Annotated in this window: 23 protein-coding genes and 1 pseudogene; 11 read left to right on the top strand and 13 right to left on the bottom strand. The window is 71.3% G+C overall.

The genetic code is table 11. From position 1 onward, the window contains the following. Positions 1 to 83: 83 nt before the first annotated feature. Entirely contained in the window at positions 84 to 2,375 is a 2,292-nt protein-coding gene (locus AC3IYI_RS23510) for a tetratricopeptide repeat protein (protein WP_489405627.1), read from the top strand. A 71-nt stretch (positions 2,376 to 2,446) separates the two neighbouring features. Here AC3IYI_RS23510 and AC3IYI_RS23505 read toward each other — a convergent pair whose 3' ends face one another. Then, positions 2,447 to 2,869, bottom strand: a complete 423-nt coding sequence (locus tag AC3IYI_RS23505; RefSeq protein ID WP_489411635.1) for an ATP-binding protein — start codon at positions 2,867 to 2,869, stop codon at positions 2,447 to 2,449. Between the two features lie 124 nt (positions 2,870 to 2,993). Between AC3IYI_RS23505 and AC3IYI_RS23500 the strand changes: the two genes are divergently transcribed. The 3 genes from AC3IYI_RS23500 (at position 2,994) to AC3IYI_RS23490 (ending at position 4,657) form a co-directional block, all read left to right on the top strand. Further along, entirely contained in the window at positions 2,994 to 3,863 is an 870-nt protein-coding gene (locus AC3IYI_RS23500; RefSeq protein ID WP_489405626.1) for a helix-turn-helix domain-containing protein, read from the top strand. Then, positions 3,863 to 4,105, top strand: a complete 243-nt coding sequence (locus AC3IYI_RS23495; protein WP_489405625.1) for a DUF397 domain-containing protein — start codon at positions 3,863 to 3,865, stop codon at positions 4,103 to 4,105. Before AC3IYI_RS23500 ends, AC3IYI_RS23495 begins: the two co-directional genes overlap by 1 nt. An 81-nt stretch (positions 4,106 to 4,186) precedes the next feature. After that, positions 4,187 to 4,657 carry a hypothetical protein gene (locus AC3IYI_RS23490; RefSeq protein WP_489405624.1) on the top strand — a complete coding sequence of 157 codons (471 nt, stop codon included), beginning with the start codon at positions 4,187 to 4,189 and terminating at the stop codon, positions 4,655 to 4,657. Between the two features lie 30 nt (positions 4,658 to 4,687). Here the strand turns inward: AC3IYI_RS23490 and AC3IYI_RS23485 are convergent, their stop codons facing one another. Together AC3IYI_RS23485 and AC3IYI_RS23480 are read right to left on the bottom strand one after the other, a co-directional pair. Then, the gene (locus tag AC3IYI_RS23485) at positions 4,688 to 5,452 is read right to left on the bottom strand and encodes a sporulation protein (protein ID WP_489405623.1); all 765 of its coding nucleotides are present in this window, start codon (positions 5,450 to 5,452) and stop codon (positions 4,688 to 4,690) included. A 402-nt stretch (positions 5,453 to 5,854) separates the two neighbouring features. Then, a complete protein-coding gene (locus AC3IYI_RS23480; protein ID WP_489405622.1) occupies positions 5,855 to 7,696 on the bottom strand; it encodes an AMP-dependent synthetase/ligase in 1,842 nt (613 codons plus the stop codon). A 119-nt stretch (positions 7,697 to 7,815) separates the two neighbouring features. Here AC3IYI_RS23480 and AC3IYI_RS23475 point away from each other — a divergent pair, with 119 nt between their 5' ends. Next, positions 7,816 to 8,859: an AraC family transcriptional regulator gene (locus tag AC3IYI_RS23475; protein ID WP_489405621.1), complete on the top strand. Its 1,044-nt coding sequence runs from the start codon at positions 7,816 to 7,818 to the stop codon at positions 8,857 to 8,859. A gap of 12 nt (positions 8,860 to 8,871) precedes the next feature. Here AC3IYI_RS23475 and AC3IYI_RS23470 read toward each other — a convergent pair whose 3' ends face one another. Next, positions 8,872 to 9,582 (bottom strand): hypothetical protein, encoded by a 711-nt coding sequence (locus AC3IYI_RS23470; RefSeq protein WP_489405620.1) that lies wholly within the window; start codon positions 9,580 to 9,582, stop codon positions 8,872 to 8,874. Positions 9,583 to 9,617: 35 nt separating this feature from the next. After that, positions 9,618 to 10,115 carry a hypothetical protein gene (locus AC3IYI_RS23465; protein WP_489405619.1) on the bottom strand — a complete coding sequence of 166 codons (498 nt, stop codon included), beginning with the start codon at positions 10,113 to 10,115 and terminating at the stop codon, positions 9,618 to 9,620. Positions 10,116 to 10,384: 269 nt separating this feature from the next. On the opposite strand from AC3IYI_RS23465, the gene AC3IYI_RS23460 reads away from it, so the two are divergent. Next, complete coding sequence (locus tag AC3IYI_RS23460) at positions 10,385 to 11,539, top strand: lipase family protein (RefSeq protein ID WP_489405618.1); 1,155 nt, start codon at positions 10,385 to 10,387, stop codon at positions 11,537 to 11,539. Between the two features lie 86 nt (positions 11,540 to 11,625). Here the strand turns inward: AC3IYI_RS23460 and AC3IYI_RS23455 are convergent, their stop codons facing one another. Together AC3IYI_RS23455 and AC3IYI_RS23450 are read right to left on the bottom strand one after the other, a co-directional pair. Beyond that, positions 11,626 to 13,251, bottom strand: coding sequence for a hypothetical protein (locus AC3IYI_RS23455; protein ID WP_489405617.1), 1,626 nt, complete (start codon positions 13,249 to 13,251; stop codon positions 11,626 to 11,628). A 113-nt stretch (positions 13,252 to 13,364) separates the two neighbouring features. Continuing rightward, positions 13,365 to 14,984, bottom strand: coding sequence for an alpha/beta hydrolase (locus AC3IYI_RS23450; protein ID WP_489405616.1), 1,620 nt, complete (start codon positions 14,982 to 14,984; stop codon positions 13,365 to 13,367). Positions 14,985 to 15,129: 145 nt separating this feature from the next. Between AC3IYI_RS23450 and AC3IYI_RS23445 the strand changes: the two genes are divergently transcribed. Continuing rightward, a complete protein-coding gene (locus tag AC3IYI_RS23445) occupies positions 15,130 to 16,959 on the top strand; it encodes a serine/threonine-protein kinase (protein WP_489405615.1) in 1,830 nt (609 codons plus the stop codon). Positions 16,960 to 17,045: 86 nt separating this feature from the next. Here AC3IYI_RS23445 and AC3IYI_RS23440 read toward each other — a convergent pair whose 3' ends face one another. The 5 genes and pseudogenes from AC3IYI_RS23440 to AC3IYI_RS23420 form a co-directional block, all read right to left on the bottom strand. Continuing rightward, complete coding sequence (locus AC3IYI_RS23440; protein ID WP_489411634.1) at positions 17,046 to 18,905, bottom strand: AMP-dependent synthetase/ligase; 1,860 nt, start codon at positions 18,903 to 18,905, stop codon at positions 17,046 to 17,048. 220 nt (positions 18,906 to 19,125) lie between these two features. Continuing rightward, positions 19,126 to 20,487, bottom strand: a complete 1,362-nt coding sequence (locus AC3IYI_RS23435; protein WP_489405614.1) for a hypothetical protein — start codon at positions 20,485 to 20,487, stop codon at positions 19,126 to 19,128. 83 nt (positions 20,488 to 20,570) lie between these two features. Further along, a complete protein-coding gene (locus AC3IYI_RS23430; protein ID WP_489405613.1) occupies positions 20,571 to 21,560 on the bottom strand; it encodes a helix-turn-helix domain-containing protein in 990 nt (329 codons plus the stop codon). A 314-nt stretch (positions 21,561 to 21,874) separates the two neighbouring features. Next, complete coding sequence (locus AC3IYI_RS23425; protein ID WP_489405612.1) at positions 21,875 to 22,360, bottom strand: hypothetical protein; 486 nt, start codon at positions 22,358 to 22,360, stop codon at positions 21,875 to 21,877. A gap of 29 nt (positions 22,361 to 22,389) precedes the next feature. After that, positions 22,390 to 22,838, bottom strand: a pseudogene (locus tag AC3IYI_RS23420) (ATP-binding protein). 155 nt (positions 22,839 to 22,993) lie between these two features. On the opposite strand from AC3IYI_RS23420, the gene AC3IYI_RS23415 reads away from it, so the two are divergent. Genes AC3IYI_RS23415 through AC3IYI_RS23405 form a run of 3 tightly spaced genes read left to right on the top strand, consistent with a single transcriptional unit; the run spans position 22,994 to position 24,305 of the window. Beyond that, positions 22,994 to 23,851, top strand: coding sequence for a helix-turn-helix domain-containing protein (locus AC3IYI_RS23415; protein WP_489405611.1), 858 nt, complete (start codon positions 22,994 to 22,996; stop codon positions 23,849 to 23,851). Beyond that, positions 23,848 to 24,042, top strand: a complete 195-nt coding sequence (locus AC3IYI_RS23410) for a DUF397 domain-containing protein (RefSeq protein WP_489405610.1) — start codon at positions 23,848 to 23,850, stop codon at positions 24,040 to 24,042. Before AC3IYI_RS23415 ends, AC3IYI_RS23410 begins: the two co-directional genes overlap by 4 nt. A 47-nt stretch (positions 24,043 to 24,089) precedes the next feature. Next, the gene (locus AC3IYI_RS23405) at positions 24,090 to 24,305 is read left to right on the top strand and encodes a hypothetical protein (protein WP_327254384.1); all 216 of its coding nucleotides are present in this window, start codon (positions 24,090 to 24,092) and stop codon (positions 24,303 to 24,305) included. 9 nt (positions 24,306 to 24,314) lie between these two features. Here the strand turns inward: AC3IYI_RS23405 and AC3IYI_RS23400 are convergent, their stop codons facing one another. Next, entirely contained in the window at positions 24,315 to 24,986 is a 672-nt protein-coding gene (locus AC3IYI_RS23400) for a DUF6461 domain-containing protein (protein ID WP_489405609.1), read from the bottom strand. A 152-nt stretch (positions 24,987 to 25,138) separates the two neighbouring features. On the opposite strand from AC3IYI_RS23400, the gene AC3IYI_RS23395 reads away from it, so the two are divergent. After that, positions 25,139 to 25,717, top strand: coding sequence for an O-methyltransferase (locus AC3IYI_RS23395; RefSeq protein WP_489405608.1), 579 nt, complete (start codon positions 25,139 to 25,141; stop codon positions 25,715 to 25,717). The last annotated feature ends 64 nt before the right edge of the window (positions 25,718 to 25,781 follow it).

Genomic DNA, 25,781 nt, shown 5'->3' with positions numbered 1-25,781 from the left:
GCAGCCTGGCGGCGCACCACATCGGCCAGGTCACCTACCAGGCCGCTCCCCGCCATGCCGTCTCCTGGCCGCACCAGGTCGGAGTGATCCCCCGCCGAGCCGGTTCCTTCCAGGACCGGGCCGAGGTGCACCGGCTGCGCTCCGCCGTGGAGGGCGGCGGCACTGCGGTGCTCTGCCAAGTCCTGGCCGGGATGGGCGGTGTGGGCAAAACCCAGCTCGCGGCCGACCACGCCCGCCACGCCTGGGCCGACGTCCAAGTCGACTTGCTGGTGTGGGTCACGGCCGCCACCCGCCAAGCCGTCATCGACGCCTACGCCCAGGCCGCATCCGACATCCTGCACACGGACCCCGCCGACCCGGAGCGGGCCGCGCAGGCCTTCCTGGCCTGGCTCGAACCCGCGCCCGGCCGGCCCCGCTGGCTGATCGTCCTGGACGACGTCGCCGACCCGGGCGACCTGCGCAACCTGTGGCCGCCCACCCACGACCGGGGACGCACGCTCGTCACCACCCGCCGCCGCGACGCCGCCCTGGCCACCCACGGCCGTCTGGTCCCGGTGGGCCTGTTCACCCCGGCCGAAGCCACGGCCCACCTCCAGCACGCCCTGGCCGCCCAGGGCCGCCGCGAACCCGAAGCGGACCTCGCCGCCCTGGCCCAAGACCTCGGTCACCTGCCGCTCGCCCTCTCCCAGGCCGCCGCCTACCTCACGGACACCCATCTGACGGCCGCCGACTACCGCACCCGCCTAGCCGACCGCGCGCGCCAGCTGGCAGACCTGCTCCCCGAGCCCGGCGACCTGCCCGACGACCAGTCGACCCCCGCGGCGGCCGCCTGGTCCCTGTCTGTGGACCGCGCGAACGAGCTCCGCCCGGCGGGACTGGCCCGTCCCATGCTCGAACTCGCCGCAATGCTCGACCCGAACGGGATCCCGGACCAGGTCCTGACCGGCGATCCGGTCCTCGGCTACCTCACGGCCCATCGAGTGTTCCAGCACCGTGACAGCCCCGCCCCGGAACCCCCTGCGGTCACCGAGGATGAGGCCAACGGCGCGCTGCGGGCCCTTCACCGGCTGAGCCTGATCGACCACTCCCCCGCCGAAGCCCACCAGGCCGTACGCGTCCACCAGATCGTCCAACGGGCCATCCGCGACCCCCTCAACCCCGACCACCGGGACGCGCTCGCGCGCATTGCGGCCGACGCCCTGACCGAAGCCTGGCCCGACACCGAACGCGACGCCGGCCTGGCCAGTGCCCTGCGCGCCAACACCACCGCCCTGAACGCGTGCGCCGAGGACGCCCTGTACCACCCTGACGCCCACCAGGTTTTGTACCGCCTCGGCGAAAGCCTCGGGCAGTCCGGGCAAGTGGCGGCCGCTATCCACCACTTCCAGCAGCTCACGAACTCCACCACCCACCACTTGGGCCCGGACGACCCCAACAGTCTCGCCAGCCGGTCCAACCTTGCCCACTGGCGTGGGCAGGCGGGGGACACCTTCGGGGCTGCGGAGGCAACCGCCCTTCTACTGGCCGACCTACTGAGAGTGCTGGGCCCCGACCACCCCAACACCCTCATCGCACGTTCCAACGCCGCCCACTTCCAGGAGAGGACGGGGGATGTGACTGGGGCCGCCACCGCGTTCGGTGACCTCCTGAAGGACTGCCTGCGGATACTGGGACCGGACCATGTCAACACCCTCACCACACGTGCCAAGCTCGCCCACTCCCTCGGCGGGGCAGGAGATGCACCGAGGGCTGCTGCCGCGCTCACCACCGTGCTGGAGGACTTCCTGCGGGTACTGGGACCGGACCACCCCCACACCCTCACCGTGCGGAACGACGTGGCGCGCTGGCGCGGGAGGGCAGGTGATCCGGCCGGGGCCGCCGCCGCGCTCGCCGCCCTGTTGGAGGACAACCTGCGGCTGCAGGGACCCGACCACCCCTACACCCTCACCACCCGTTCCAATCTCGCCTACTGGCGGGGCGAGGCAGGGGATCCGGCCGGAGCCGCAGACGAAACCGCCGCACTGGTGGAGGACCGCCTGCGGGTATTGGGACCGGACCACCCCGACACCCTCATCGCACGTTCCAACCTCGCCCGCTGGCACGGGGAGGCCGGGAATCCGATCGGGGCCGCCGCCGCACTCACCGTTCTGTTGGAGGACCGCCTGCGGGTACTGGGACCGGACCACCCCGACACCCTCACCACCCGATTCCATCTCGCCGCCTGGCAGGGGGAAGCCGGGGATCCGGGTGAGGCGGCGAAGGCGACCGCCGCACTCCTGGAGTACCACCTGCGAGTGCTGGGACCGGACCACCCCGACACCCACATCATCCGGGCCCGTCACGCCCACTGGCGCCGGGAAGCCGGGGAGCGATAACGGTCTCCCGCGCAAAAGCGGAGATCAGCCCGACCTTGCGCAGGCATCTGCCACAACCCCGCTCCCCACGCTCAAAGGCACGCCCAAACCGTCTTCCCCGGCCCGCCCTGCGCCCTAGGCACGACGCCCCACTCCCGCGCCAGGGCCCGTACGAGCACCAGCCCGCGCCCGCCCTCCGCCGACCAGGGGTCCACCGCCACCTCCCCCTCGGGCGGCACCCGGTCACCCCGGGCGTCGCTCACCTCGATCCGGACCCGCAACCCGTCGTAGCCGAGCCGCACTTCGAAGTCCCGGCCGGGCACCCGCCCGTGCAGCACGGCGTTCGCGGCCAACTCCCCCACCACCAGCTCCACGTCCTCCGCAAGATCGCAGCCGTGCGGGATCCCCCAGGCGGCAAGCTGCACCCCGGCCAGCCGCCGGGCCAGCCGCGCCCCGCGCGGGGTGGCGGAGAGGCGCTGCCGGAACTCCGCCGGTGCCATGTCACTCAATTCCATCGTCACGTCACCGAGCGTGGCCGGTCCGCCGTACGCTTTCCAGGAACGGCGGCGCTACGGGGAACCCCCGTAGGACCGACGGCGGTTGCCTGTACGGCTTGTACGGACGAGGGCGGTTCAACCGATGAACAACCTGTCGGAGCGTGAGGAAGAACCGGAACGACCAGTCGAGGTGGACGGCACCGCGTACCTCTTCAAGGCGCTTGGCAAAATCATCAAGGTGCTGCGGGAACGCGCGGGCTTGCAGCAGAAGGAGCTAGCGGCGCTCGTGCACGTGGGAGAGGACCTGGTGTCCTCCATCGAGCGCGGCGTACGAACACCCCAGCCGGACTTCCTGGAGAACGTCGACCGCGCGCTCGGCGCCGGGGGCGTCCTGACCGCAGCCATCCCGGACGTAAAGGACGCACTGAAGCGGGCCCGGACCCGGCACCCGGATTGGTTCCGCAAGTTCGCGGACGCGGAGGCGGGGTCCGTGGCTCTGCACTACTACGGCGTCCAGGCGATTCCTGGGCTGCTCCAGACCGAGGCCTACGCGCGTGCCCTGTTTCGGCACCGCCGACCGGTGCTGGACGAGGAGACCATCGAGAAACGCGTGGCGGACCGGCTTGCCCGCCAGGTGATCCTGGAGCGGTGGCCCGCACCCACCTTCAGCTTCGTCCTGGAGCAGTCAGTACTGCTGCGCCCGACGGGCGGCCAGGAGGTCCACCGTGCACAGTTGCGCCGCCTGCTGGAAGTGGGCAGCCTGCGCACGGTGCAGCTCCAGGTGATGCCACTGGACCGCGACGAGCACCCGGCTCTGGACAGCGCCTTCACCCTCCTCCGCCCCAAGGGACGCAACGAGGTTGCCTACACCGAGAGTTACGGTCACGCGAACCTCATCACCGATCCGGAACAGGTGAGGGTCTACAGCGAGCGCTATGGGATCATCCGGGCACAGGCACTCACGCCCCACGAGTCCCTTGCCCTGGTCGAAAAGATGCTGGGAGAACGGTAATGAACACGGACCTTGCCTGGTTTAAGAGCAGCTACAGCTCCGGCGAGGGCGGCGAGTGCCTCGAAGTCGCCTTCGACTGGCGGAAGTCCAGCTACAGCAGTGGTGAGGGCGGCAACTGCGTAGAGGTCGCCGGCTGCGCCGACTCCGTGCACATCCGGGACTCCAAGGTCCCGGCCGGACCCCAGCTGGCGGTCGCCTCCCGGGCCTGGGCCGCGTTCCTCGGCGGGGTCACGGAGGCATAGGAACAGGGGGGCCTGACTCTGGCCATCTGCCCCCTCCCGGCTCATCCTGTCCCCACGCGGACGAAGGAGGAGGCGGCGGGGGTGATCAGAGCACGGTGGTGGTCCCGGTGGTGTGTCCTGGTGGCCGGAATCGCCTTGATCGGGATATCGATGGCCTTGGTCCAGGCGACCCCGCCTCCCGAGCATCACCAGATCGACCTGACCGTCCTCAGCGAGAAGCCGGACGGCCGCTGCAAGGTGCGCTGGCGCGACCCGTACGCCGAGCGGGACCGCGAGGGCGCCTACCGGTGCGACGCCGACCGGAACGCCCTCCTCAAGGCCCCGGCCTACGACCCGCAGACCGGCTTCGGCTGGGACTCCGGCTGGGTGCTCGCCGAGGGCGACCGCAAGGGCGAGCTGTACTCGCTGGACGAGTACGAGGACACCGGTGCCAACATCGGCGCCTACGTGCTCGGGCTGGGGCTGGTCGTGACGTACCTGGGGCTGCGCGCCGCAGAGGTGCGACTGAGGCGTCGGCGGCGGCCAGGCGGCGGGGCGCCGGCCGAGGGGTGAAGTCACCCCCGGCCGACTCATGCCCTCGCCCTACCCCTCGTTCCGCTGCCAGTACCCACGCACGTGCTCCTCCAGGGTCTCCGTCCAGGCCTGCTGGTCGAGCTCGCTGTAGACGAACGTGACCGGCGGGAAGCCGCCCGGGTGGGCGTCGACGGAGTCCTCGCGGGCGATGAAGAGCGTCTCCAGCTCGCCCCGCCCCTGGTCCCAGGACTCCGGGAAGAAGAAGTCGATCTCCTGCCAGAAGTCCTCCGTCTGCCGGCTCTCCATCTCCGGCGCCTGCTCCGGGAGGAACCCGAGCTTGACCTCGGCCTCGCGCATCTGGAACCCCAGGTCCGTGTAGGCCCGGAGGATCGCGTCCTGCGCCGGCAGGGCGTGCACCTCGAACTCGTCGAAGTCCCCCTGGTCCGCCGCCTTGTCGACGACCAGCTCGGTACGGACGGCGGCGCGGCCACCCGGAACGGGGGCGCCCAGCGCGTGCGTGAGCGGCATCTCCCACGGGAGCACGAGCTCGCCGCGCACCGCCACCGTCTCCCCGGCAGGCAGCCGGAAGCCTTCGAGATCGACCGCCACCACCGCGTAGGGGTCCTTCCAGCCGGTCTTGCCGCCCTGCTCGAGGTCCTCGGCCCGTACGACCACCTCCAGCCGCACCCGCTCGATGTCCACGTCGGAGCCGCCGCCCACGGCGGTGACCACGCAGCGCACAGTCCCGCCCGGGCTGACCTGCGGGTTCTCGATCACCGTCTGCACGCTCGGCGCGTCGACGCCGAGGGCGCTCAGGAACTTGCGGAATGCCATGGCTCTCCCCTCCTGGACCGACTCCCCCGCCGGTCGATGGGGTCACTCTAAGCAGCGGACCCAGCAAGGGAGTTCGGGACCGATCGGGTCAGCCAACCCCAGACGGCGGTCAGCCGCCAAGCCGAGAAGGACTGCGTAGCGATCTGCCGCGCCCCCCGGAGGGGGCTGCGCATCTCAGACCAGGCCGCCCCTCCCCCAGTCCTCCCCCCGGCCATTCCCCGGGGGGATCCCGGAAGTCTTGTGGCGTTTCGGGGTGGGTCGGTCGGTCAAGGGTGGCCGAAGGCCATCGCGAAGCGACGCGACCGCAGGGAGCGCCCTTGACGGACCGGCCCGCACCGAAAGGACACTGGACTGCCGGGACGCCCCCCGGAACCGTCAACGCCGTACAGCCCCTCGATCCCCCTACCCGTACAACTCCTCGATCTCCCCCGCGTACAACTCCGCCACCGCCCTCCGGCGCAGTTTCAGCGTCGGCGTAAGGGTGCCCGCCTCTACGGTGAACTCCCCCGGCAGCACCCGGAAGGCGCGGACGCGGGCCGGGCGGGAGACCGTGGCGTTGGCCGCCTCGACCGCTTCCGCGACGAGGGCCCGTACGGCCGGGTGGTCGCCGGGGGCGGCGGGGTCCAGGGTCACCGACTCGCGTACGGCCCAGGCGGCGATCTCCTCCGCGTCCAGGGTGATCAGGGCCACCGGGTGCGGGCGGCGGTCGCCGATCATGACGGCGCGGGAAACGTAGCGCGAGCGCTGTACGGCGAACTCCAGCTCCGTCGGGGTGATGTTCTTGCCCGCCGAGGTGATGATCAGCTCCTTCTTGCGGCCGGTGATGTGCAGGAAGCCCTCGGCGTCGACCTCCCCCAGGTCGCCCGTGTGCAGCCAGCCCTCCCCGTCCAGCGCCTCGGCCGTCGCCGTGTCGTTGGCGTGGTACCCGGGGAAGATCATCGGGCCCCGGGCCAGCACCTCCCCGTCCTCGGCGATGCGGACCTCGCACCCGGCGATCGGGCGGCCCACCGATCCGTAGCGGACCCCGTCCGGGTGGTTGAGGCTGATGACCCCGCCGGACTCCGTCATGCCGTAGCCCTCGAAGAGGGCGATCCCGCACGCCCGCAGGAAGTCGAGGGTGGCCGGGGCGATCGGGGCGCCGCCCGTCAGCGCCCATTTCAGGCGGCCGCCGAAGGCGCCCCTGACCAGGGAGTACAGGGACTTCTCGGCGGCCTCGTAGGCAGCACGGTCCTCCGCCTCCAGACTCCCCTCCGCGGCCAGCAGCCCCAGCCGGACCGCCTCCGCGAAGCGGGCGCCGCCGCCCTCCTGGGACTCCGCGAGGGAGAGGACCACCGAGTGCAGCTTCTCGAACAACCGGGGCACGGACGGCAGATGGGTCGGCCGGGCCTCGGCGAGCTCGCCGATGACGTCCTCGATGCGGCCGCCGAAGTAGCAGAGCTCCCCGCCCTCCAGGAGGGTGGTGAACTGGATCAGCTGGGCCAGCAGGTGGGCGAGGGGGAGGTAGAGGTACGTGGAGTCCCCCGGGCCGCCCTTGACGAGGGGGAGCGTGGCGTCCTGGATCGCGCCGAGATTTCCGTGCGTGAGGCGACAGCCCTTGGGCAGGCCGGTGGTGCCCGAGGTGTAGACGATGGAGGCGTCGGCCGCGGGGTCCACCGCCGCGGCGCGGGCGAGGAGTGCGGCTTCCGGCACTGCGCCGGGCAGGGCGCGCAGCCCGTCCATCTCCACCACCGCGCGCAGGGCGGGGAGCTTCGGGCGCAGCGCCTCCACCCGGGCGGCCTGCGCGGCGTCGTCGCAGACGACCACCACGGCCGCGGAGTCCGACAGCACCCAGGCGAGCTCCTCCTCCCCGGCCGTCGGGTACACCGGCACGAGGACGGCCCCCGCGGCCAGGACCCCGAAGTGGGTGTACGTCCACTCCGCCCGGGTCTCCGCGAGCACCGCGACGCGCTCGCCGGGGGCGACCCCGAGGCCGAGCAGGGCGCGCCCGGACTCCCTGACACGGGCGCGCAGTTGGCCGTACGAGACGGTGACCCATCCCCCGCCCCCACCTCCACCCCCTCCCCCTCCCTCTCCCCCTCCCCCCTTGTGACGGAGGGCGGTCTCGGCCGCGTACCGCTCGCCCGTCCACTCCGTGAACACCGCCAGCGTGCGCGGCCGCACGGCTCCGTCCACCGTCTCACTCCCACTCATCGGGCTGATCGGGCTGATCGGGCTGCTCGGGCCCATCGAGTTCATCGGGCTCATCGGGTTCCCCTCCCCCTCGGGTCGTACCGACGACGCTAGGCACCGGGTAGCCGTCCGCGGCATGACCGGAAGCGTCACCCCCGCTGACCTCAGCGCTCATTGCGGCTACCGTCGGACCCATGGGGAGGCGGACGGTCACCGTGCACCACGTGCGTGCCGTGCTCGCAGGGGCGCGCGGCAGCGGGCTGGACACCGTGCCGCTGCTGCAGGAGGCGCAGATTCCGCAGCTGCTGCTGGGCGACGACCGGGCACGGGTCACGCCCGCGCAGTTCGCGCGGCTGTTCCGGGCGCTGTACCGGGCCACGCAGGACGAGTTCCTGGGCCTGTCCAGCGTCCCCAGCCGGCCCGGGACCTTCGCGATGATGTGCAGGGCCTCCCTGGGCTGCCGCGATCTCGGTGCGGCGGTGGAACGCTCCGCCACCTTCTACGGGCTGTTCCCGGGCGGTCCGGAGCTGGCGCTCGAAGTCGAGGGCGGGCAGGCGTGGTTCGCGGTGCGGAACGATTTCGCGCGGGACGAGGAGCGCTTCCTCACCGAGTGCGTGCTCGCCATCTGGCACCGGCTGAGCAGCTGGCTGATCGGCCGCCGCATCCCCCTGGCCTACGCCTCCTTCGCGTATCCGGCGCCGCCGCACGAGGCGGAGTACGAGCTGCTCTTCGACTGCCCGGTCCGCTTCGGCGAGGCGCGCACGGGCGCGGCCGTGGCCTTCGACGCGCACTGGCTGACGGCTCCGCTGGTACGGGACGAGGCCGCGCTCGACGCGATGCTGCGCCGGGCCCCCTTCGACCTGCTGTCCCGGCCGGCGTACGGGACCACGGTCGCGGAGCAGGTCCGCCGGACCCTGACCCAGGCCCTGCGGGGCTCGCCGCGCCTGCCGGAACTGGGCGAGGTGGCCGGGCGATTGGCGGTGTCCCCGGCGACGCTGCGGCGGCGGCTCCAGCAGGAGGGCACGTCCTTCCAGCAGCTGAAGGACCACGTACGGCGCGATGCGGCGATAGCCGGCCTGGCGGAGAGCCGCGAGCCCATCGCGGAACTGGCGGCCCGCCTGGGCTTCTCGGAGGACACGGCCTTCCACCGCGCCTTCCGCCGCTGGACGGGCACCACTCCGGGGGCGTACCGCATCGCGTCGGGGGGGCCGCAGCCCTGTGCGGGCGAACGGGCCTAGCCAGGAGGTGTCCTAGCCCTTGTCGATGATCTTGTTCTTTCTCGCTTCGAGCTGAGCGAACCAGCGCCTGCCCTTCGAGCCGCAGTGATCCCGAATGTGATCACGCAACCTGCCAGTCTGCCGATTGTAGACATCAAGGCTCTGCGCCCCTCGGTTCACCTCGGCGTTGAGGGACGAAATCGCTCCGCGCAGGCTGTCGATCACCGATTGCGCCGCCCGCACTTCCTGACCGAGTTTGCGGCGCCGCGACTGCGAAGAAGCTTGGGACCTCCGGTCCAGCCGGTTCTTGTTCGCGCACATTTTGTTCAGGCCGGCAGATATCTCCTTGCGGGTTTCAATGGCACTGCGTTTGTGCTTGTACCACCGGTCGGCAATGAGGCGACTCTCGCGGTGCGCTTGGCGGTAGGCTTCGAAATTGACCTCGTCCCGGACTTCGAACCGAAGGTTCTTGAGCGATTCCGCCTCACGTTCGAGCACGCGCCGTGACTCGATGAGCAACTCTTCGGACCGGCGCGCCCGAATCACCATGGCTTTGGTGTTGACAGGCGCTGCAACCGGACGGCTTGACCTGTACCAGGCATAGGCAATCACGCAGACCGCAACGACTCCGAGAATCACATACACAGGCTCATTCTCGAAGAGCCACCCCAGCCCTTTTATCGCATAAGCAATGGCGGCCAGCACGATAATCGCGATGACCAACCACTGAGCAGCCGATTCCACTCGCACCCACCCCTGTCCCCAACGGCCCGAACGCGTCAGCGTTCCAGTGCGCGCCACGCCGCGACTGCGGTATCCGCTTGACCGAGCGCCAGGGAATCACTCAATCGGATCAGGTCGTCACCCGCTCTGGCCCGGTCCTGAACGATCTGGCCCGACAGGACGGGAATGATCGTCATCGCCAGAGTGCGTTCCGCTTCGGAGACGCGCACATCGCAGGAATTACTGATCATTTGATGGTAGCCGGCCATAAGGCCCCGGCGGTCGACGGTCGTCTGCATCGACGCACGCCTCTCGGCGTCAAAGAGCTGGACGATGGCATGCTGCCGGGCCTTGATGATCTCCAAGGAGATATCCCGCTGCCCGGCGATATATCTGGCTTCCAGCCTGAACCTGTTGATCTCGACGATGCAGGCGCCGATTTGCGACACGATTGTCGCGGCAGCGGCCAGTGGGCTCAGTGCGGTGGCGATGTGCCCCACGGCGGGATGCATCGAGACGCGGCCTTGATCATAACGAATCAGCTCCGCTGCCATAAGCGATTCCCACCCTCACCAGTCGTCCACGCGACGTCACCTCAAGCACTCCAGCCGGACTCCTGAAATTCGCCCCGGTCGACGGCTTGAGAATGGGGAGTTTAACGGGTGCACGGCATTCGCGGGACGGTTTTACCGAGATCGTTCCGCGCACATGTGAGGCCCCGGGCCAGGAAAGCTGAGCTGTGCGGTCAGCGACGTTCCTACCGGTCGGTCACTACCTTCTCCTCACCTACCACCCCCACCCGGACCCTTGGGAGAGCCGCCCCATGCGCATCCGAAGCTCAGCACTCGCCGCAGTGGCCGCCCTGGCCCTCTCGGCCGCGATCCCCACCGCCACCGCCCAGGCCGAGGAGGCTGCCACCGCCCGCCCCGGCGACATCGTCAGCAGCGCGCCGTCCGCGTTCCACCCGCTGCCCGGCCAGCCGACCAACACCAAGGCCTGGAAGATCCACTACAACTCGACGACCGCCGACGGAGCCCCGAACGTCGTCTCCGGCACCGTGATCGTCCCGCAGGACGGCCGCACCGGCCCGCGCCCCCTGATCACCTACGCCGTCGGCACCGTCGGCATGGGCGACTCCTGCGCGCCGAGCAACAACCTCCCGTACGGCACCGCCATGGAGGCCAACCTCATCCAGCAGCTCACCCTGCGAGGCTGGGCCGTCGTCGTCACCGACTACGAGGGCCTCGGCACCCCTGGCGTGCACACCTACACCGTCGGCCCCTCCGCCGGCCACGCCGTGCTCGACGCCGCCCGCGCGGCCACCCGCCTCCCCGAGGCCGGGCTGCCGGCCAACACGCCCGTCGGCATCATGGGGTACTCCCAGGGCGGCCAGGCCAGCAGCTGGGCCGCCGAGCTGCAGGGCTCGTACGCCCCGGAGCTGCAGGTCAAGGGCACCGCGACGGGCGGCGTCCCGGCCGATCTGCTGAAGGTCGCCGACTTCAACAACGGCTCCTACGGCTCCGGCCTCATCTTCATGGCCGCCGCCGGCCAGGACGCGGCCTTCCCGGAACTGAAGCTCGACTCCTACCTCAACCCGGCCGGGAAGCTCCTCGTCGGCGCCATGAAGGACAACTGCGTGGCCATCGACGCCATCGCCGGCTCCTTCAAGCGGATCTCCGACCTGACCACCCGCAACCCGCTCGCACAGCCGGACTGGCAGGCCCGCCTGAACCAGAGCAAGCTCGGGCGCACCGCCCCGGCCGCGCCCGTGTTCCAGTACCACGCGCTCGGCGACGAGCTCATCCCGTACGCCGTCGGGAGCCGGCTGCGCTCCGACTGGTGCGCGCAGGGCGCGAACCTCGAATTCGACACCATCTGGATCGGCGAGCACGTCAGCGGCGTCATCACCCAGTCCCTCGCGGCGGGCAACTGGCTCGCGGACCGCTTCGCGGGCCGCACGCCGCGCCCCAACTGCTGACCCGCACCCCAACTGCTGACCGCGCCCCACCTGCTGACCCGCACACCAGTGGACGGCCCGGCCGCCGTAGCGGCCGGGCCGTCTCGTCAGCCGGTGACGTCGACGTAGTCCTCGCGGCTGCTGCTCGCGAAGTGAGTGGTGCCGTCGTCGTAGAACCGGGCCTGCCAGGTGCCGTCCTGCTGGGCTGTGAACCTCCGGCTGAAGGTGCCGTCGGCGGCGGTCGTGGTCGAACCCACGTAGGCGTAGGAGGTACCGGTCCCGGCGGGCTTGAAGAAGAAGCGCACGGTCTTGGCCGCGTACGGCCGCCAGGTCGTGGCGGACGCGGCCCGCTGCTTGAGCGTGCCGGTGAGCGTGAGGTACTGGCCCTTGCGGACCGGCTCGGGCTTCGCGTTGAAGTCCGCGACGGTGGTGACGGTCCTGGTCAGACGAATGGGCTCCGAGGTCGACCCGTGGAGCTCGGGCGTGCCCGCGTACCGCAGTCGCCAGTAGCCGTCGACCGGCGCGTTCTCCAGCGGGGGCAAGGTGAAGTACTGGCCGATGACGACGTCCACGATCTTACGGGTGGACCAACCGGTGCGGCCGTCGACCGAGTACTGGACTTCGACCTTGGCGGGGCCGCGCGCCGCCGAGGTGGCGTACTGGAAGAGGCCTCCGCGCACGGACACCTTGCGGTACTTGTCCACGCTCATGTCAACGGACTCGAAGGCGGTTCCCGCCGTCACCGTGGCACTGACGTCGACGAAGTGGTTGAGGACGAGCCACTGCTGGTTGTACGCGGTGCCGACCTTCCAGGTCGTGGACGACCGGACCTTCCCGGCCTTGGTGAACCGGCCCGTGGCATCGCTCGTGAACCCGGACGTCGTGTACCCGGCACCCGAGGGGTTGGGGATCACCAGCAGCATCGACGTGGCGATCGGCTTCTGCGTGCCGTCCTTGGCGGTTCGCGTGATGGTCCCGCCAAGGGTGGCGTAGGTGTCGTACGGGGCCGTCACCGAGCGGGAGCCTTCGTCCAGGGCTATCTTCACCTGCTGGCGCTCGACCCTGGGGTCGATGCCCGACGAGTCGCTGCCGTGGTCGGTGGAGACGTGGTCGAGGCCGACCCGGGCCGTTCTCTCCGTACCCGTGTAGCTCACGGGCGTGGAGAAATGTCCGGCGGCGTCGGTGGTGAGCGTCTTGGACGACTGGCCCACGAGGGAAACGGTCACCTTCCTGCCGGCGAGCGGGGTGCTCTTCCCGTCACGGGGGTCGCGAGCGATCAGGTCGGCGGAGACGGTGGTGTTCAGGCTGTCGAGGGACACCGTCTCGGTCGAGGCTCTGTTCTCGAACCTGGCGAGCGCACGGTAGTCGAGTTCCGCCACGGCCTTGCGGAGGATCTGCTCGCCCTGGGTGCCCTTGTACTCGACGTCCACGGTGTAGAGGCCGAGGTCGGCAAATCTCAACCCATCGGACTGGTACACCTCCAGGCAGCCGGCGCAGCCAGGGGCGGTGTGCCTGAATTCCTTGACGGTCTGGATCCGGGTCTCGCTGCCCTTCTTGCGGATGTGGGCGACGAAGGCGGGCATGGGCTTCGCGGTCATGACCGCGATGCCCTCGGGGCGTGCGTAGGCGCTGATGGTGCCGACGGGATCCGCGGCCTGCGCAGTTCCGGATGCGAGCAGGGTGCCGAGAACGGCGCCGGCGGCGACGAGCGCCGCCGAGGTGAATCTCTTCAAGACGTCTCCCAGGGATCAGTGGGTGATCTCCTGGTGTGACACCTCAGCCGACGTCCTGGTTGTACGCGCGGTCGCACGAACTCGCGGGCGGGCCATGCCACATGCCCCGCTCCTCACTCCTCGGCGGGGCAGGAGCGGGTCCCGGAGGGCAGCCGGCCGTCGATCAGGAAGTGGTCCACGTACCCCTGCACGCAGCGCGAGGCGACGTACGCGGTGTGCCCGTCGCCCTTGTAGTCCAGGACCACGGCGTTGCCGAGCCGCTTCGCCGTCTCCTCCGTCCACTCGTACGGGGTGGCCGGGTCTCCGCGCGTACCGACGAGCAGCATGCGCGGGATGCCCGCCGGGCGGTCGATCCCGCGGATGAAATCGGTGCCGGCGGGGCGCCCGTAGCAGGCCAGCACCGTCGTCAACTGGCGCGGCCCGAAGATCGGCGAGGCGGCGAGGAAGACCGGCCGGAGCTCCGCCAGCTCCCGCGCGACGGCCGCCGGGGAAGCCTTGGCGTCGCCGCGGTCCGGGTCGTCGGCGCAGTTCACGGCGACGAGTGCGGCGGAGGCGTTGTCGGCGGGGACGGCCGGGACGGCGGGGACGGCCGGGATGGCCGGGACGGCGGCGCCGTCGGCGGTCTCCTCCCGGGGCGGTGGCGGTTCGTCCGGACCCCCGAGCTGCATCAGCCCCACGGGGTCGCCGCTGCGCTCGGCCAGCTCGAGCGCGTCCGCGAGGTCGGGCCAGGACTTCTGCGAGTACAGGGCGGCCGCGATGGCCTCGGCCACGTCCTGCCCGGTGAAGCGCAGTCCGCCCTCGCCGGTCAGCGGCGCCGCGTCCAGGCGGGTGACGAGGGCCTGGACCTTCTCCTTGGCGGTACGGGTGTTCGTGCCGTAGACACAGCCCTGCCGGTGGGCGCACCAGACGAGGAAGTTGTCCAGCGCCCGCTGCTGGCCGACCGCCGACATCAGGGCCTGCTCGCCGAGCGGCTCGCTGAGGGTGTCGACCCCGTCGAGGACCATCCGGCCGGCGCGGCGCGGGAACAGCGCGGCGTAGACCGCGGCGAGGCGCGTGCCGTAGGAGAAGCCGAGGAAGTCGAGCTTCTCCTCCCCGAGGGCCTGGCGCAGCAGGTCCATGTCGCGGGCCACGCTCACGGTACCGACGTACGGGAGCACCGGGCCGGAGTCCAGCGCGCAGCGCTTGGCGACGGCGCGCAGGGCGGCGAGCCCGGCGACGGGCCCGTCGGGGACCTCGTCCCCCGGCGCGGCGCCTCCTCCGCAGGTGATGGGGGCACTGCGTCCGACGCCGCGGGGGTCGAAGACGACGAGGTCGTAGCGCTTGTTGAGCTCCGCGAAGGCGTTGGGGTCGGCGGCGAGCGTGGAGACGCCGGGGGCACCGGGACCGCCGAAGTTCAGCACGAGGGAGCCGATCCGCTTGGCGGCGGGGCCGGTGGCGGGAAGCTTGGCGACGGCGACCCGAACGGTCCCCTGACCCTTGCCCTGGCCCATGCCCTCGTAGTCGAGCGGCGCGGTGAAGGTGCCGCACCGCATACCGACGGGCACGGGCTTCTCGGGGCACGCGCCCCACTGGATCCCCGTGTGGATCCCCGTGCCGGCGGGTGCCGGCGCCCCGGGCACGGCGGCGAGCAGCGCCCCGGCCAGAGCGGTGCCGAGGACGCCGGCGCCTATCCTGGTACGAGCCCGCGCAGGGGAGCCCGAACGGGGGCGCGAACGGGAACGGGAACGGTGCACTGCACCCTCCTGGGGCGGCCCCCCGAACCAGTCAGCTCACGATAAGCGCGCCCCGCTCACCCCGCTCCGCGAGCCCATCACCCATCCGGCCCCTTGACGCGCCCGATCACGGGCGGGTACGGAGTACGGGGCGGAGGGGGCGCGCATGCGGGAACGGGACGTACTGGACGAGCGGTACGAGCTGGCCGGGTTATTGGGACGGGGCGGCTTCGGCGAGGTGTGGCGGGCCTTCGACACCCGGGTGCGCCGGACGGTCGCCGTCAAGATCGGATATCCGCGGTCCGCGGAGGACAGGCAGCGGTTCGCCTCCGAGGCACACCTCGCGGGCACCCTCGTCCACCCGTGCATCGCGGCCCTGTACGACTACGGCGAGGCGGAGTACGAGGGGCAGCCGCTCGTCTACCTCGTGATGGAACTCGTGGAGGGGGAGACCCTCGAGGCCGTAGTGCGCCGCGGGGTGCCGCCCACGGAGTCCGCCCTCGCCTGGGCCCGGGACATCTGCGAGGCACTCGGGGCCGCACACGAGCGGAACGTCGTACACCGGGACATCAAGGCCCTGAACGTGATGATCACCGGGCACGGCGGGCCGGGAACGGGCCGCGCGAAGGTGCTCGACTTCGGCATCGCCAAGTACCTGCACCAGCCTGGACTCACGGCCACGGGCTACGTCATCGGCTCGTTCGAGTACATGGCGCCGGAGCGCCTGCTCGGAGCCTCGTCCGTCGACGGACGGGCCGACCTCTACGCCCTGGGCTGCCTCCTGATGCAGCTGCTGACGGGGCGGCTGCCCTTCCCCGCGCAAGAGGTCGAGGCGCTGTCCTACGCGCACGCCCACACGGAGCCGCCTCTGCCCAGCTCGCTGCGGCCCGGGCTTCCTCCCGGGGCCGACCGACTGGTGCTGGACCTGCTCGCCAAGGATCCGGCGCGGCGACCGGCCGGAGCCGGCGAGGTCATCGACCGGCTGAACGCCCTGATCCGCGGGGACGAGGGACCGCCCGTCGCCCAAGACGCCGGCGGCCGGACCCCCACGGACCCGCGCAGGCCCCACGACGACACACGCCGGGCTTCGGCGGACGACACCGCGCGCCCGGTCTTCGCCGCGCGGCTCGACCGGATCCTGGCCTCGGGCCGCACGGGCACCGGCGGGGAGTTCCTGCGGCAGCTCGACCTCCTGATCGGCGACCTCGGCGAAACGCTCGGCGCCGACGACCCGCTGGCCGTCGAGGCCGGCTACCAGCACTCCATGTACCTCTGGCAGTCGGCAGGCGACCCGACCGGGCTGGAACGCGTCCTCCCCCGGCTGCTGGGCGTACTGGGCCACGAGGACCGCCGGACCATCGACGTGCAGGCGGTCCTGGCCGGCTCGGCCGCCGCCCGCGGGCAGGTCGACGGCCGGCGGTGGCTCTCCGTACTCACGGAGGTCATCGAACGCTCCACCCGTGTCCTGGGCGCCGACGACGAGATCACCCTGATCGCCCGGTTGGACCTGGTGGAGGCCCTGGACCGCGAATACGACGGGCAGGCACGGCCGTTGGCCGCACCGCGGGAGCGCACCCCAGAGCAGGCGGCCCGCCGCCGGGACCTGCTCGCGCCGCTGCTGCCCGACCTGGTCCGGGGCCTGGGCCCGGACGACCCGCGGGTCCGGGACGTCACGCTGCGCCTGGCCCTGGACACCTACGGCCTCGGGCAGCACCGCGCGGCCCTGCCGTACTACGAGCAGCTGCTGCCGAGCAGTCCCGCGGCCCTGGGAAGGACCCCCGTGGGCCTGCGGATCCAGCACGCCCACTGCGTCACCGAGTCCGGGGACCCGCATCGTGCGGTGACCCTGCTCGACGCCGTGCTCCGGCTGCTGTACAGCCGGGGAGACGCGCAGTCCGTCCAGTGGGAGAAGCGGGCGCGCGCCCTGCGGTCGGACGCGAAGAAGAAGCAGCGGCAGCAGGGACAGGGCGGCCTGCGGGGCTGGATCCACCGCTGACCCCGGGTGTAGCCACCCCGGGCGTAGCCACCCGGGCGTAGCCACCCCGGCCGCGCCCGCCCCGGCCTGTCAGGCCCGTCCGGCCCTCAGGAGGACCGGTACAGCGCCTCGATCTCCCGCGCGTAATCCCGCGCGATCACGCCCCGCTTCAGCTTCAGCGAAGGCGTCAAGTGCCCCCGCTCCTCCGTGAAGTCGCCCGCCAGCACCGCGAAGCGCCGGATCGACTCCGCCCGCGACACCAGCCGGTTCGCCTCATCCACCGCGCGTTGGAGGTCCGCCCGCAGTTCCTCGTCGCCCACCAGCTCCCTGATCGGCACGCCCGTCTTCTTGCGCATCTGCCGCCAGTGCTGGAGCCCCTCCGGTTCCAGGGTGATCAGCGCGGTGACGTAGGGCCGGTTGTCGCCGACCACGATGCACTGGCCCACCAGCGGGTGGGCCCGTAGCCAGTCCTCCAGGGGTGCGGGGGCCACGTTCTTGCCGCCGGAGGTGATGATCACGTCCTTCTTCCGCCCGGTGATCGTCAGGTACCCGTCCGCGTCGAGCTCCCCGATGTCCCCGGTGCACAGCCACTGTTCCCCGCCGACCGCGACGCCGCTGTTCCAGTACCCGGCGAACACGTGCGGCCCCCGCAACAGCACCTCCCCGTCGTCCGCGATCCGTACCGCCGTCCCCGGCAGCGGCCACCCCACCGTGCCCAACCGGGGCCGCAGCGGCGGGGTGACGGTCGCAGCCGCCGTCGTCTCCGTGAGCCCGTAGCCCTCGAAGACCTCGACGCCCGCGCCCGTGTAGAACGCGGCGAGGCGCCGGCCGAGCGGGGAGCCGCCGCTGAGGATGTACCGGACGCGCCCGCCCAGTGCGGCCCGGATCCGCCGGTATACGAGCGGTTCGTACAGGGCCCGGCCCAGCCGCAGGCCCAGCCCCGGCCGCTTGCCCTCCACGACCGCGACCTCGCCGAGGCTGCGCGCGATCCGCGCCGCCCGGTCGAAGGAGGAGGCCCGGCCCATCTTCTCGGCGGTCGCCCGCGCGGTGTTGTAGACCTTCTCCAGGACGTACGGGATCGCCAGCAGGAACGTCGGCCGGAAGCCGGCCAGGTCGGCCAGCAGGTCCTCGCTCCGAATGCTCGGCGCGTGACCCAGCTTCACCCGCGCCCGCATGCACCCGACGGCCACCATCCGCCCGAAGACGTGCGACAGCGGTAGGAAGAGCAGGGTCGAGGCCGGGTCCTTGCTGACCGACTTGAAGACGGGGTGCAGCAGCTCCACCGCATTGTCCACCTCGGCGAAGAAGTTGGCGTGCGTCAGCACGCACCCCTTGGGCTGTCCCGTCGTCCCGGAGGTGTAGATCAGCGTCGCGACGGACTCCGGCGCGCACCCGGCCCGCCGGGCCGCCACGACCTCGTCGGGCACGTGCTCCCCGGCCTTGACCAGCTGGGCCACGGCCCCCGTGTCGAACTCCCAGAGATGGCGCAGCCAGGGCAGGTTGGCCCGCTCCGCGCTGATGATCCGCGCCTGCGAGGTGTCCTCCACGGCGCAGGCCACGGCGCCCGAGTCCTGGATGATCCAGCGCGCCTGGATCGCGGAGGAGGTCGGGTAGACCGGTACGGTGACCAGCCCGGCCGCCCAGCCCGCGAAGTCCAGCAGGGTCCACTCGTAGGTGGTCCTCGCCATGATGGCCAGCCGGTCGCCCGGCCGCAGCCCCTCGGCGATCAGCCCCTTCGCGACGGCGAGCACTTCGCCGGCGAACTCGGCGGCCGTGACGTCCCGCCAGGTCCCGTCCCGCTCCTTGCGGGCGAGTACGGCCTCTCGCGGCGCCTCCCGCGCATTGTCGAAGGGGATGTCCCCGAGGGACCCGCGGACCGGCACCGGGGCCAGCGGCGGCACCCACACCTCACGGACCCGTCCTTCGATCACGGTCTTGACGGGCTCGACTGGCTTGGCGACCCTCACCAGGCTCGATTCGGCGGTCACGGCGTGCCTCCCTGGCCCGACTGAGTGTTACCGCCGGTAATTTACTTAGCGGTAACCACCCTGAACACCCCTGTGCCCGCCTTTTCACCGATGCTCCACGCCACGCCGCCCACACCCCCATGCCGTGCGCACAGGTGCGGCCCAAGCCCACCACGCCCGCCTGGAACAGGCGGCCCGGGAGGCCGGCCGGTCGTGACGCCTACTCGTCAAGCGCGAGCCGCATAGAAGGCTCGTCTTCTTCGGGCTGTTCTGGCTCTTCGGGCTGTTCCGGCTCTTCCGGCTCTTCCGGCTCCTCGGGCGGAAGAACCTGGAGGATCTGGCCGGACGATGTCATGACGTAGCGAATCCCGGTGTCGCCATCGGTTCCGGACGGCGGGGCGACTCGGGCACGGAACAGTTCCTGCCGCTCCGCCACCGACTTGTCGGAGTCGTACCAGCGGCCCTTGAGCTCGACCTGGGTGAGCCGTGCGGTCAGTTCGGTCTCGACCGCATCAGCGTTCTCCAACTGATGGACCTGCGACTCCATGAATCTCCGCAGTGCGGCGTAAGGATTGGTGGGATCCGCAAGCGCTACCGCCGCCGCGTCGGCAACCATCGCCTTGCGCCGCATCATGATCGCCGCTCGCGCCAGGTGGAGCTCCCGGACGAACTGGTCCGTCTCCTTCGTCTGTCCGCCAAGAGCCTCCTCCAGGCGGCGATAGTCGGCCTTGCCGTCCTCGTCCACCAGCTCGTCGATGACGCCGCGGTGCTTCTCCAAGAACTGCTGGGAGCGGTAGAACTCGTCGTCCGCACTCTTCAGAGCGAGTTCCATGCTCGGATTGCGGCCATCGAGCATCAGGCTGATCGCGCGGGACAGCTGGGCATCGGCCGACCGCTGGGCCGTGATCCGTTCCTCGTAGTGACGTTCCTCCTGGCGGCCCAGGATGGCTTCGACTCGGCGTTGGTGTGCCCGCTGCTCCCGTTGGGCGATCATGTCCATCGCCAGGACGGTTCCGGCGACGGCCAGCACCGGCCAGCCCGCCACGATGGCTCCTCCGGCAGCGACGGGCTTCAGAACGGCGTGCACCGTCTGGCCGTCGGTCCGGGAAAACCCTCGGAACCCGGACGTTCCGGCGGCCTTGACGAGCTCCGCACCCTTGGGCAGCACCACCCGGAACAACGTCGGGCTCTTCGGGTTGAGGGCCTCCACGATCCCGGTCATCACCTGCTGAGCCGTCGCGTTCAGGGGCACGGTACGGAGCTTCGCGACCTCCGATTCGCTGACCGGGTGGTACTCGACGGCGACCGGCACCGATGCGGCTTCGAGCGCATCCCAGATCTCGGCGGACGTCGAGCCGACGGACCGGAGAACGTCCTCGGAGACCAGAAGCCCTGCCGGAGGGAACTCGGGCCGGACTTCGGCCACTGCCAAGGCGCTTGGCGTCGCGTGCTCGCCGGAATCCGTGGTGCTGGGAGTGGCAGCGGTGGCGGTGCTTCGCGAGGATCTCCAGAGCAGCCACGCGGCGACAAGCACCGCGACAGCGACGACGTCGACGGCGACGGCGACCAGCTCAACAGGCATGGATATCAAGCCGATTCACGTCCTCGGAAAAGCTGCGGTGGTTGGTTCGAACGACAGCCGAGCATAACGAGGATCGCCGGACGTCAGGGGGCGGGAGGACAGTCGCGGCACCTGGTTCCCGGCCGCGCCGCCCTGAAGCCCCGGTCGCAGCCGTCGCAGTTCCGCATCGGGTCCGGCCGCACGACGGGCCGTACGGGCGCTGCCGCGGGGAGGTGGGGCGGGAGCCAGGCCTTGAGCCGGTACTCGATGAGTCCCGCCGGATGGCGCAGGTCGGCGGGCAGCTCCGCAGCCAGCATGAGCCGGATGGCCGCGGGTTCCGCCCCGCGCTCCAGCCACTGCGCGACCCGGGGCGCCAGCTTCCGCACATCACGGTCCGCGATCAGTAGCCGCGGATCGTCCCCCCGCAACCGCGCGAGCAACGCGAACGCCTCCGGCGGCTGTACGGGACCGGGCCCCGGCCAGGGCTCCGACACCGGGGCGGGCCTCAGTGCCGCCTCCGGCCCGGGATCGGGCGACGATTCCGGCGCGGGATCGGACACGGGCCCCGGCGCGGGCTCCGGCTCCGGCTCGGGCACGGGCTCCGGCACCGGCTCGAGCTCCGGCTCGAGCACGGGCTCCTGCACCGGCCCCGACACGGGCGCGGGCGCCGGCGCGGGCACAGCCGCGGGCGCGGGCGCGGGTCCCGGCCGGGGGGCCGAACCGTACTTCGCGGACGGGTGGTTGTAGGACACCGTCCGGGTGATCACCTGCCCGCTCGCCAACCGGACCTTGCTGCGCTCCAGATACCCGTACTCCTCCAGCTCCCGCAGGGCGCCGGAGATCCGGACCTCCCCCTCCTTGAAGCGCTCCTTCAGCCTCTGGATCCCGACACGGGCCCCAGCGGGCAGCGACTGGATGTAGGCGCCGAGGGCGATCGCGGTCAGCGACAGCTCGCGGTGCTGGATGAGGTGGTTGCCGATCACGGTGAAGTGGCCGTCGTGCCGGATGTTGACGTGGTCGACACCTGATCGGGGGGTCCCGGCGGGAACACGGGACGATGCGCGCGAGGGCGCGCTAAGCTGCCGAAGAGCCATGGGGAAGGTCGAAGCTTCCTGCTTTGGTCAGGCCCTCGATCGGGATTGCCGTCCCGGCGGGGGCCGTCTCATGTCTGAGGTTGTGTGGGGCGAGCATATGCCCGGCAACCCTCCCGAAATCCAGCCCAGTTGGCACAGTTCACCCGTGCGAGTGATGGCGCCGCGACGGGGAGCCGGAGGGGTGGGTTGGGTTGGTTTCACCCCGTCCTTTCAAGGGGTTGCGTCCGGCGCCACCGGATCCCGGCTCCCCGCGACCCGGTTGGACCCCGCCGCCGCCGCCGGCGCCGGCGACATGATCCACACGGGGACAAGCCCTAGCCGTACGGGTTGAGTGCCCAGAAGCGGACGGTGTCGCTGCGACGGTCGAACCACAGGTTGGTGGAGTAGCCGCTGCCGTCGCGGTCGAGCTCCTGCGACCGGATCCACTGCGGATCCTTCGGCCCCTCACCCACGAGCGGCCTCTCGAACCAGGAGGAGAAGTCATCCTCCGGCCCCTCGGAGACAAAGGCGTGGGCCGCCGTCAACTCGGCGAGCTTTCCCGGGCCCAGCCGGCAGAAGCCCGAGATCACCAGCTCCGGCGACGACAGAGCCCGGTCATTGTCCCGGCTGCTCACCCACTGGGCATCGGCGAGCGGGCCCAGCAGCGGGAACGCCTGCTCCAGCGGCGCGGCGTCCGTACGCCAGTCACCCTCGGCCCTGCCCTCGCCGTCATCCATGTCCTCCGCCTGCCACAGGACCCACCCGACAGGCAGGACCGCCAGCCCCAGCACCGCCCACATCAGCTTCCGTCGCTCCAACACGACTCCCCCATCCCCGACTTCGGCGCAGCCTATCCACCTCGAACACCCCACCCCCGGACCACTTGCGCAGGCCCTCGCGCCACACCCACCTCAGCCCAGACCACCTTGCACGGCGGCAGTCCGAGGTCCACGCCCCACCGGTCCGCGATCGCATCGACCAGCACCAGCCCCCGCCCGCCCTCCGCACCCCCACCCGCGTCCCGGAAGCCCGGGACCCGGTCCGCCCGCGTGTCCACCACCTCGATCCGCAACACCTCGCCTACGAGGGCCAGCCCAATCCGGAAGTCCCGACCGGGCACCCGGCCGTGGGTCACCGCGTTGGCGGCGAGCTCGGCCACGATCAGCGCGGGCCCTCGGTGGGCACGCCCCACCCGGCCAGCGTCTCGACGGCGAGCCGCCGGGCCTGGCGCGCGCCGAGGGGCGTGGCGGCGAGCTGAGCGGTGAACTGGAGCACGGAGTCACGGATGTGCGTATTCATGTCACCGAGCGTGGTGGTGCGTGCGTACCGTGAGCAGTGGAACCGCCCGAGCGTCCGGCTTCTGTCCGGTCGTTGTCCGGTGCTGTCGCGCCTGTCCCGTCCGGGCTTCGGGAACAGAGCGCTGAGGAATTCGGTGCGTTGAAGGTGGGTCACGCATGAGCGCGGACAGCGACGGTACGGAAGACGCCGGCTGGGACGTCGATCCCGAGGACGAACAGGGGGTGGCCGTACTGGCCGCCCTCGGCCGCCAGCTCAAGGCCTGGCGCGAGGAGGCGGGCATCCGCGCCGGCGACTTCGGCACGGAGATCGGCTACGGCGAGGACCTGGTCCGCAAGGTCGAGGCGGGCAAACGGATCCCCCGCCCCGAGTACCTGGACAGGGCGGACGAGGCGCTGCGGGCGGGCGGGAAGATCGCCGCGATGAAGGCGGACATGGAGCAGGTCCGCTACCCGAAGAAGGTCCGGGACCTGGCGAAGCTTGAGGGTCGGGCGGTCGAGATCGGCGTCTACAGCACGCACGTCGTACACGGGCTGCTGCAGACAGCGGACCACGCCCGGGCCCTCTTCGAGATGCGGCAGCCCTCGTACTCACAGGACGAGGTGGAGCGGTACACGGCCGCACGCATGGCCCGCCAGTCCGTCTTCAGCCGGACGCCTGCCCCGGCCATCAGCTTCGTCCACGAAGCCTCCGCCCTGCGGCGTCCCATCGGGGGCACACTGGTATGGCGCCAACAGCTCGAACGACTCCTGGAAGTAGGCCGGTTGCGGCACGTGACCCTCCAGGTCATGCCGAACAGCCGGGAGGCCCACGCTGGGATGGGCGGCGGAATCGAGATCCTGAAGTTCGAGGACGGTACGGCCGTCGGGCGCTCCGAAGGGGCGTTCAACGGCCGCCCGGTCTCCGACCCGAGGCAGCTCCGAGTCCTTGAGCTGCGCTATGGCATCATCCGGGCTGAGGCTCTCACGCCGCGGGAGTCGCAGGACTTCATCAAGGAACTGCTGGGAGAGACATGATCGACAATCCCGCGCTCGACTGGTTCAAGAGCAGCTACAGCAGCGGCAGTGAAGGCGACTCCTGCGTAGAGGTGGCCCACACCCCCGCCACGATCCACGTCCGCGACTCCAAGGACCTCCACCAGCCCCACCTCGCCTTCGCGCCCCGCGCCTGGGCCGGGTTCGTCGCGCGTGCGTCATCCCACGGCTGACCGAACCGTAGGCGACCCTTCCGCGGCTTCGTTCCTAGACTCCGCGCATGGACATAGTCACGTGCACCCAGTGCTCAGCCACCGGCCTCGAGAAGGGCCTCTTGGACGACATCACCAGCCCCAGCGGGTTCACCCGGTGGGTGGAGGGCGCGATGCCCACGGGCGCTTTCAGCCGCAAGGGCAAGAAGCGCTACCGCGTCGAGGCCGCCCGCTGCCCCCGGTGCGGGCACCTCGAACTCTTCGCTACGCAGCCCAGCGGCTGACCCGGGCCGTCAGAGCAGGTGCGGCGGCAGTTCCTCCCGTACCTCTCCGGTGACGTACTCGGCGTCCCGCAGCAGTTCCTCGGTCACCCGGACGCCCGTGAGCCGCTCGGCGAGCGCGAACACCGCCGCCTTCTCGTCGACACCGGGCTCCGGGTCGCCCGTCGGGTTCAGGCCGAGCTCGCTCATCACCGCGTTCAGCGCGTCGGGGGTGCTGCCGGTGCGGTCCGCCGGGTGTTCGAAGGTCGTCCTCAACTCGCCGTCCTCGTACCAGTGGAAGAAGTCCATGGGCTTCCCCCCGTTGCTCGTGTGCGAGACGGCGCGCGACCCGGCGGACAAGGCCTCCATGAACTGCGGCCGCGTCCCCACGTCTCCGCCGAACTCCAGCACGAGGGTCCAGTCCCCTCCCTCGCCCGGCACGGTGAAGGCGCCCGCGAGGAAGGAGTCGGGCGAGTACCCGTACGCGTCGAGGATCTCCGTGTGCTCGAAGACCAGGCCGTGGAACCCCTCGCACACGTCCCGCGGCTCGGCCTCCACCACCTCCAGCACCTCCACAGGCGAGCGGCCGCGTACCAGGGTCAGGGTGTACCCGCCCTCCAGCGCGTACGCGAACAGCGAGGGCGAGGCCCGTATCCAGCTGTAGTCGGCTGCGGTGGCTGGGGCGTGGGAAGCGGCTGCGGTCATACGGCACACTCTGCCCGCGCCCACTGACAATCAGGAGCGCGCCGGTCGGCGCCGGTTGACGCAGGCGGTGACGAGGGCATTCGCCGGGTCGGCATCGGCGGCCGCGCCGGGAAACGGTCTTGCCCGGGGCAGAGCCCTCACATGATCTCCGCATGGACGATTCTCCGAACCACCTCCCGGCCACCCTGCCCGCGTTGCGCGCCAAGGCGAGCGCCGCGGGCTTCACCCTGTCCTGCGAGGACCGTACGGGCAGTCTCCTGGCGGCGCTCGCCGCCGGGCGGCCAGCGGGCCGGATCCTGGAACTCGGCACCGGTGCGGGCGAGGGCGCCGCCTGGCTCCTCAGCGGCATGGACCGCGCCTCCCGGCTGACCACCGTCGAACTCGACGGCTCCGTCCAGGCCATCGCCCGCGAACAGCTGGGCGCCGACCCGCGGGTGACCTTCGTGGCCGGGGACGGCGGCCGGTGGCTGGAGGACTTCGACGGCGCTCCCTTCGACCTCGTCTTCGCGGACACCTGGCCGGGCAAGTTCACCCACCTCGACCGGGCCCTGGACCTCGTGGCTCCCGGCGGGACCTACCTGATCGACGACCTCCGCCCCCAGCCCGGCTGGCCCCAGGACCACCAGGCCTCCGTCGAACGCCTCCTGTCCGAGCTGGACGACCGCGAGGACTTCCGGTGCGTCCGCCTGGCATGGGCGAGCGGCCTGCTGATGGCAGTACGCGCGGCCTGACGCCCGGCCCCCACCGACAAGCCGCAGCCCCCGCCCGGACGGGGGCGGGGGCTGCGGTGGTTGG

It is taken from the genome of Streptomyces sp. GL_148 (assembly GCF_057834205.1).
Note: the sequence above shows the minus strand (reverse complement) of the source record. Positions and strands in the feature narration are given on the sequence as shown.

Coding starts and splice junctions, on each gene's coding strand:
- AC3IYI_RS23505 (WP_489411635.1), bottom strand. CDS start 2,869: ATGGAATTGAGTGACATGGCACCGGCGGAGTTCCGGCAGCGCCTCTCC.
- AC3IYI_RS23500 (WP_489405626.1), top strand. CDS start 2,994: ATGAACAACCTGTCGGAGCGTGAGGAAGAACCGGAACGACCAGTCGAG.
- AC3IYI_RS23495 (WP_489405625.1), top strand. CDS start 3,863: ATGAACACGGACCTTGCCTGGTTTAAGAGCAGCTACAGCTCCGGCGAG.
- AC3IYI_RS23485 (WP_489405623.1), bottom strand. CDS start 5,452: ATGGCATTCCGCAAGTTCCTGAGCGCCCTCGGCGTCGACGCGCCGAGC.
- AC3IYI_RS23480 (WP_489405622.1), bottom strand. CDS start 7,696: ATGAGCCCGATGAACTCGATGGGCCCGAGCAGCCCGATCAGCCCGATC.
- AC3IYI_RS23475 (WP_489405621.1), top strand. CDS start 7,816: ATGGGGAGGCGGACGGTCACCGTGCACCACGTGCGTGCCGTGCTCGCA.
- AC3IYI_RS23465 (WP_489405619.1), bottom strand. CDS start 10,115: ATGGCAGCGGAGCTGATTCGTTATGATCAAGGCCGCGTCTCGATGCAT.
- AC3IYI_RS23460 (WP_489405618.1), top strand. CDS start 10,385: ATGCGCATCCGAAGCTCAGCACTCGCCGCAGTGGCCGCCCTGGCCCTC.
- AC3IYI_RS23445 (WP_489405615.1), top strand. CDS start 15,130: ATGCGGGAACGGGACGTACTGGACGAGCGGTACGAGCTGGCCGGGTTA.
- AC3IYI_RS23435 (WP_489405614.1), bottom strand. CDS start 20,487: ATGCCTGTTGAGCTGGTCGCCGTCGCCGTCGACGTCGTCGCTGTCGCG.
- AC3IYI_RS23430 (WP_489405613.1), bottom strand. CDS start 21,560: ATGGCTCTTCGGCAGCTTAGCGCGCCCTCGCGCGCATCGTCCCGTGTT.
- AC3IYI_RS23415 (WP_489405611.1), top strand. CDS start 22,994: ATGAGCGCGGACAGCGACGGTACGGAAGACGCCGGCTGGGACGTCGAT.
- AC3IYI_RS23410 (WP_489405610.1), top strand. CDS start 23,848: ATGATCGACAATCCCGCGCTCGACTGGTTCAAGAGCAGCTACAGCAGC.
- AC3IYI_RS23405 (WP_327254384.1), top strand. CDS start 24,090: ATGGACATAGTCACGTGCACCCAGTGCTCAGCCACCGGCCTCGAGAAG.
- AC3IYI_RS23400 (WP_489405609.1), bottom strand. CDS start 24,986: ATGACCGCAGCCGCTTCCCACGCCCCAGCCACCGCAGCCGACTACAGC.
- AC3IYI_RS23395 (WP_489405608.1), top strand. CDS start 25,139: ATGGACGATTCTCCGAACCACCTCCCGGCCACCCTGCCCGCGTTGCGC.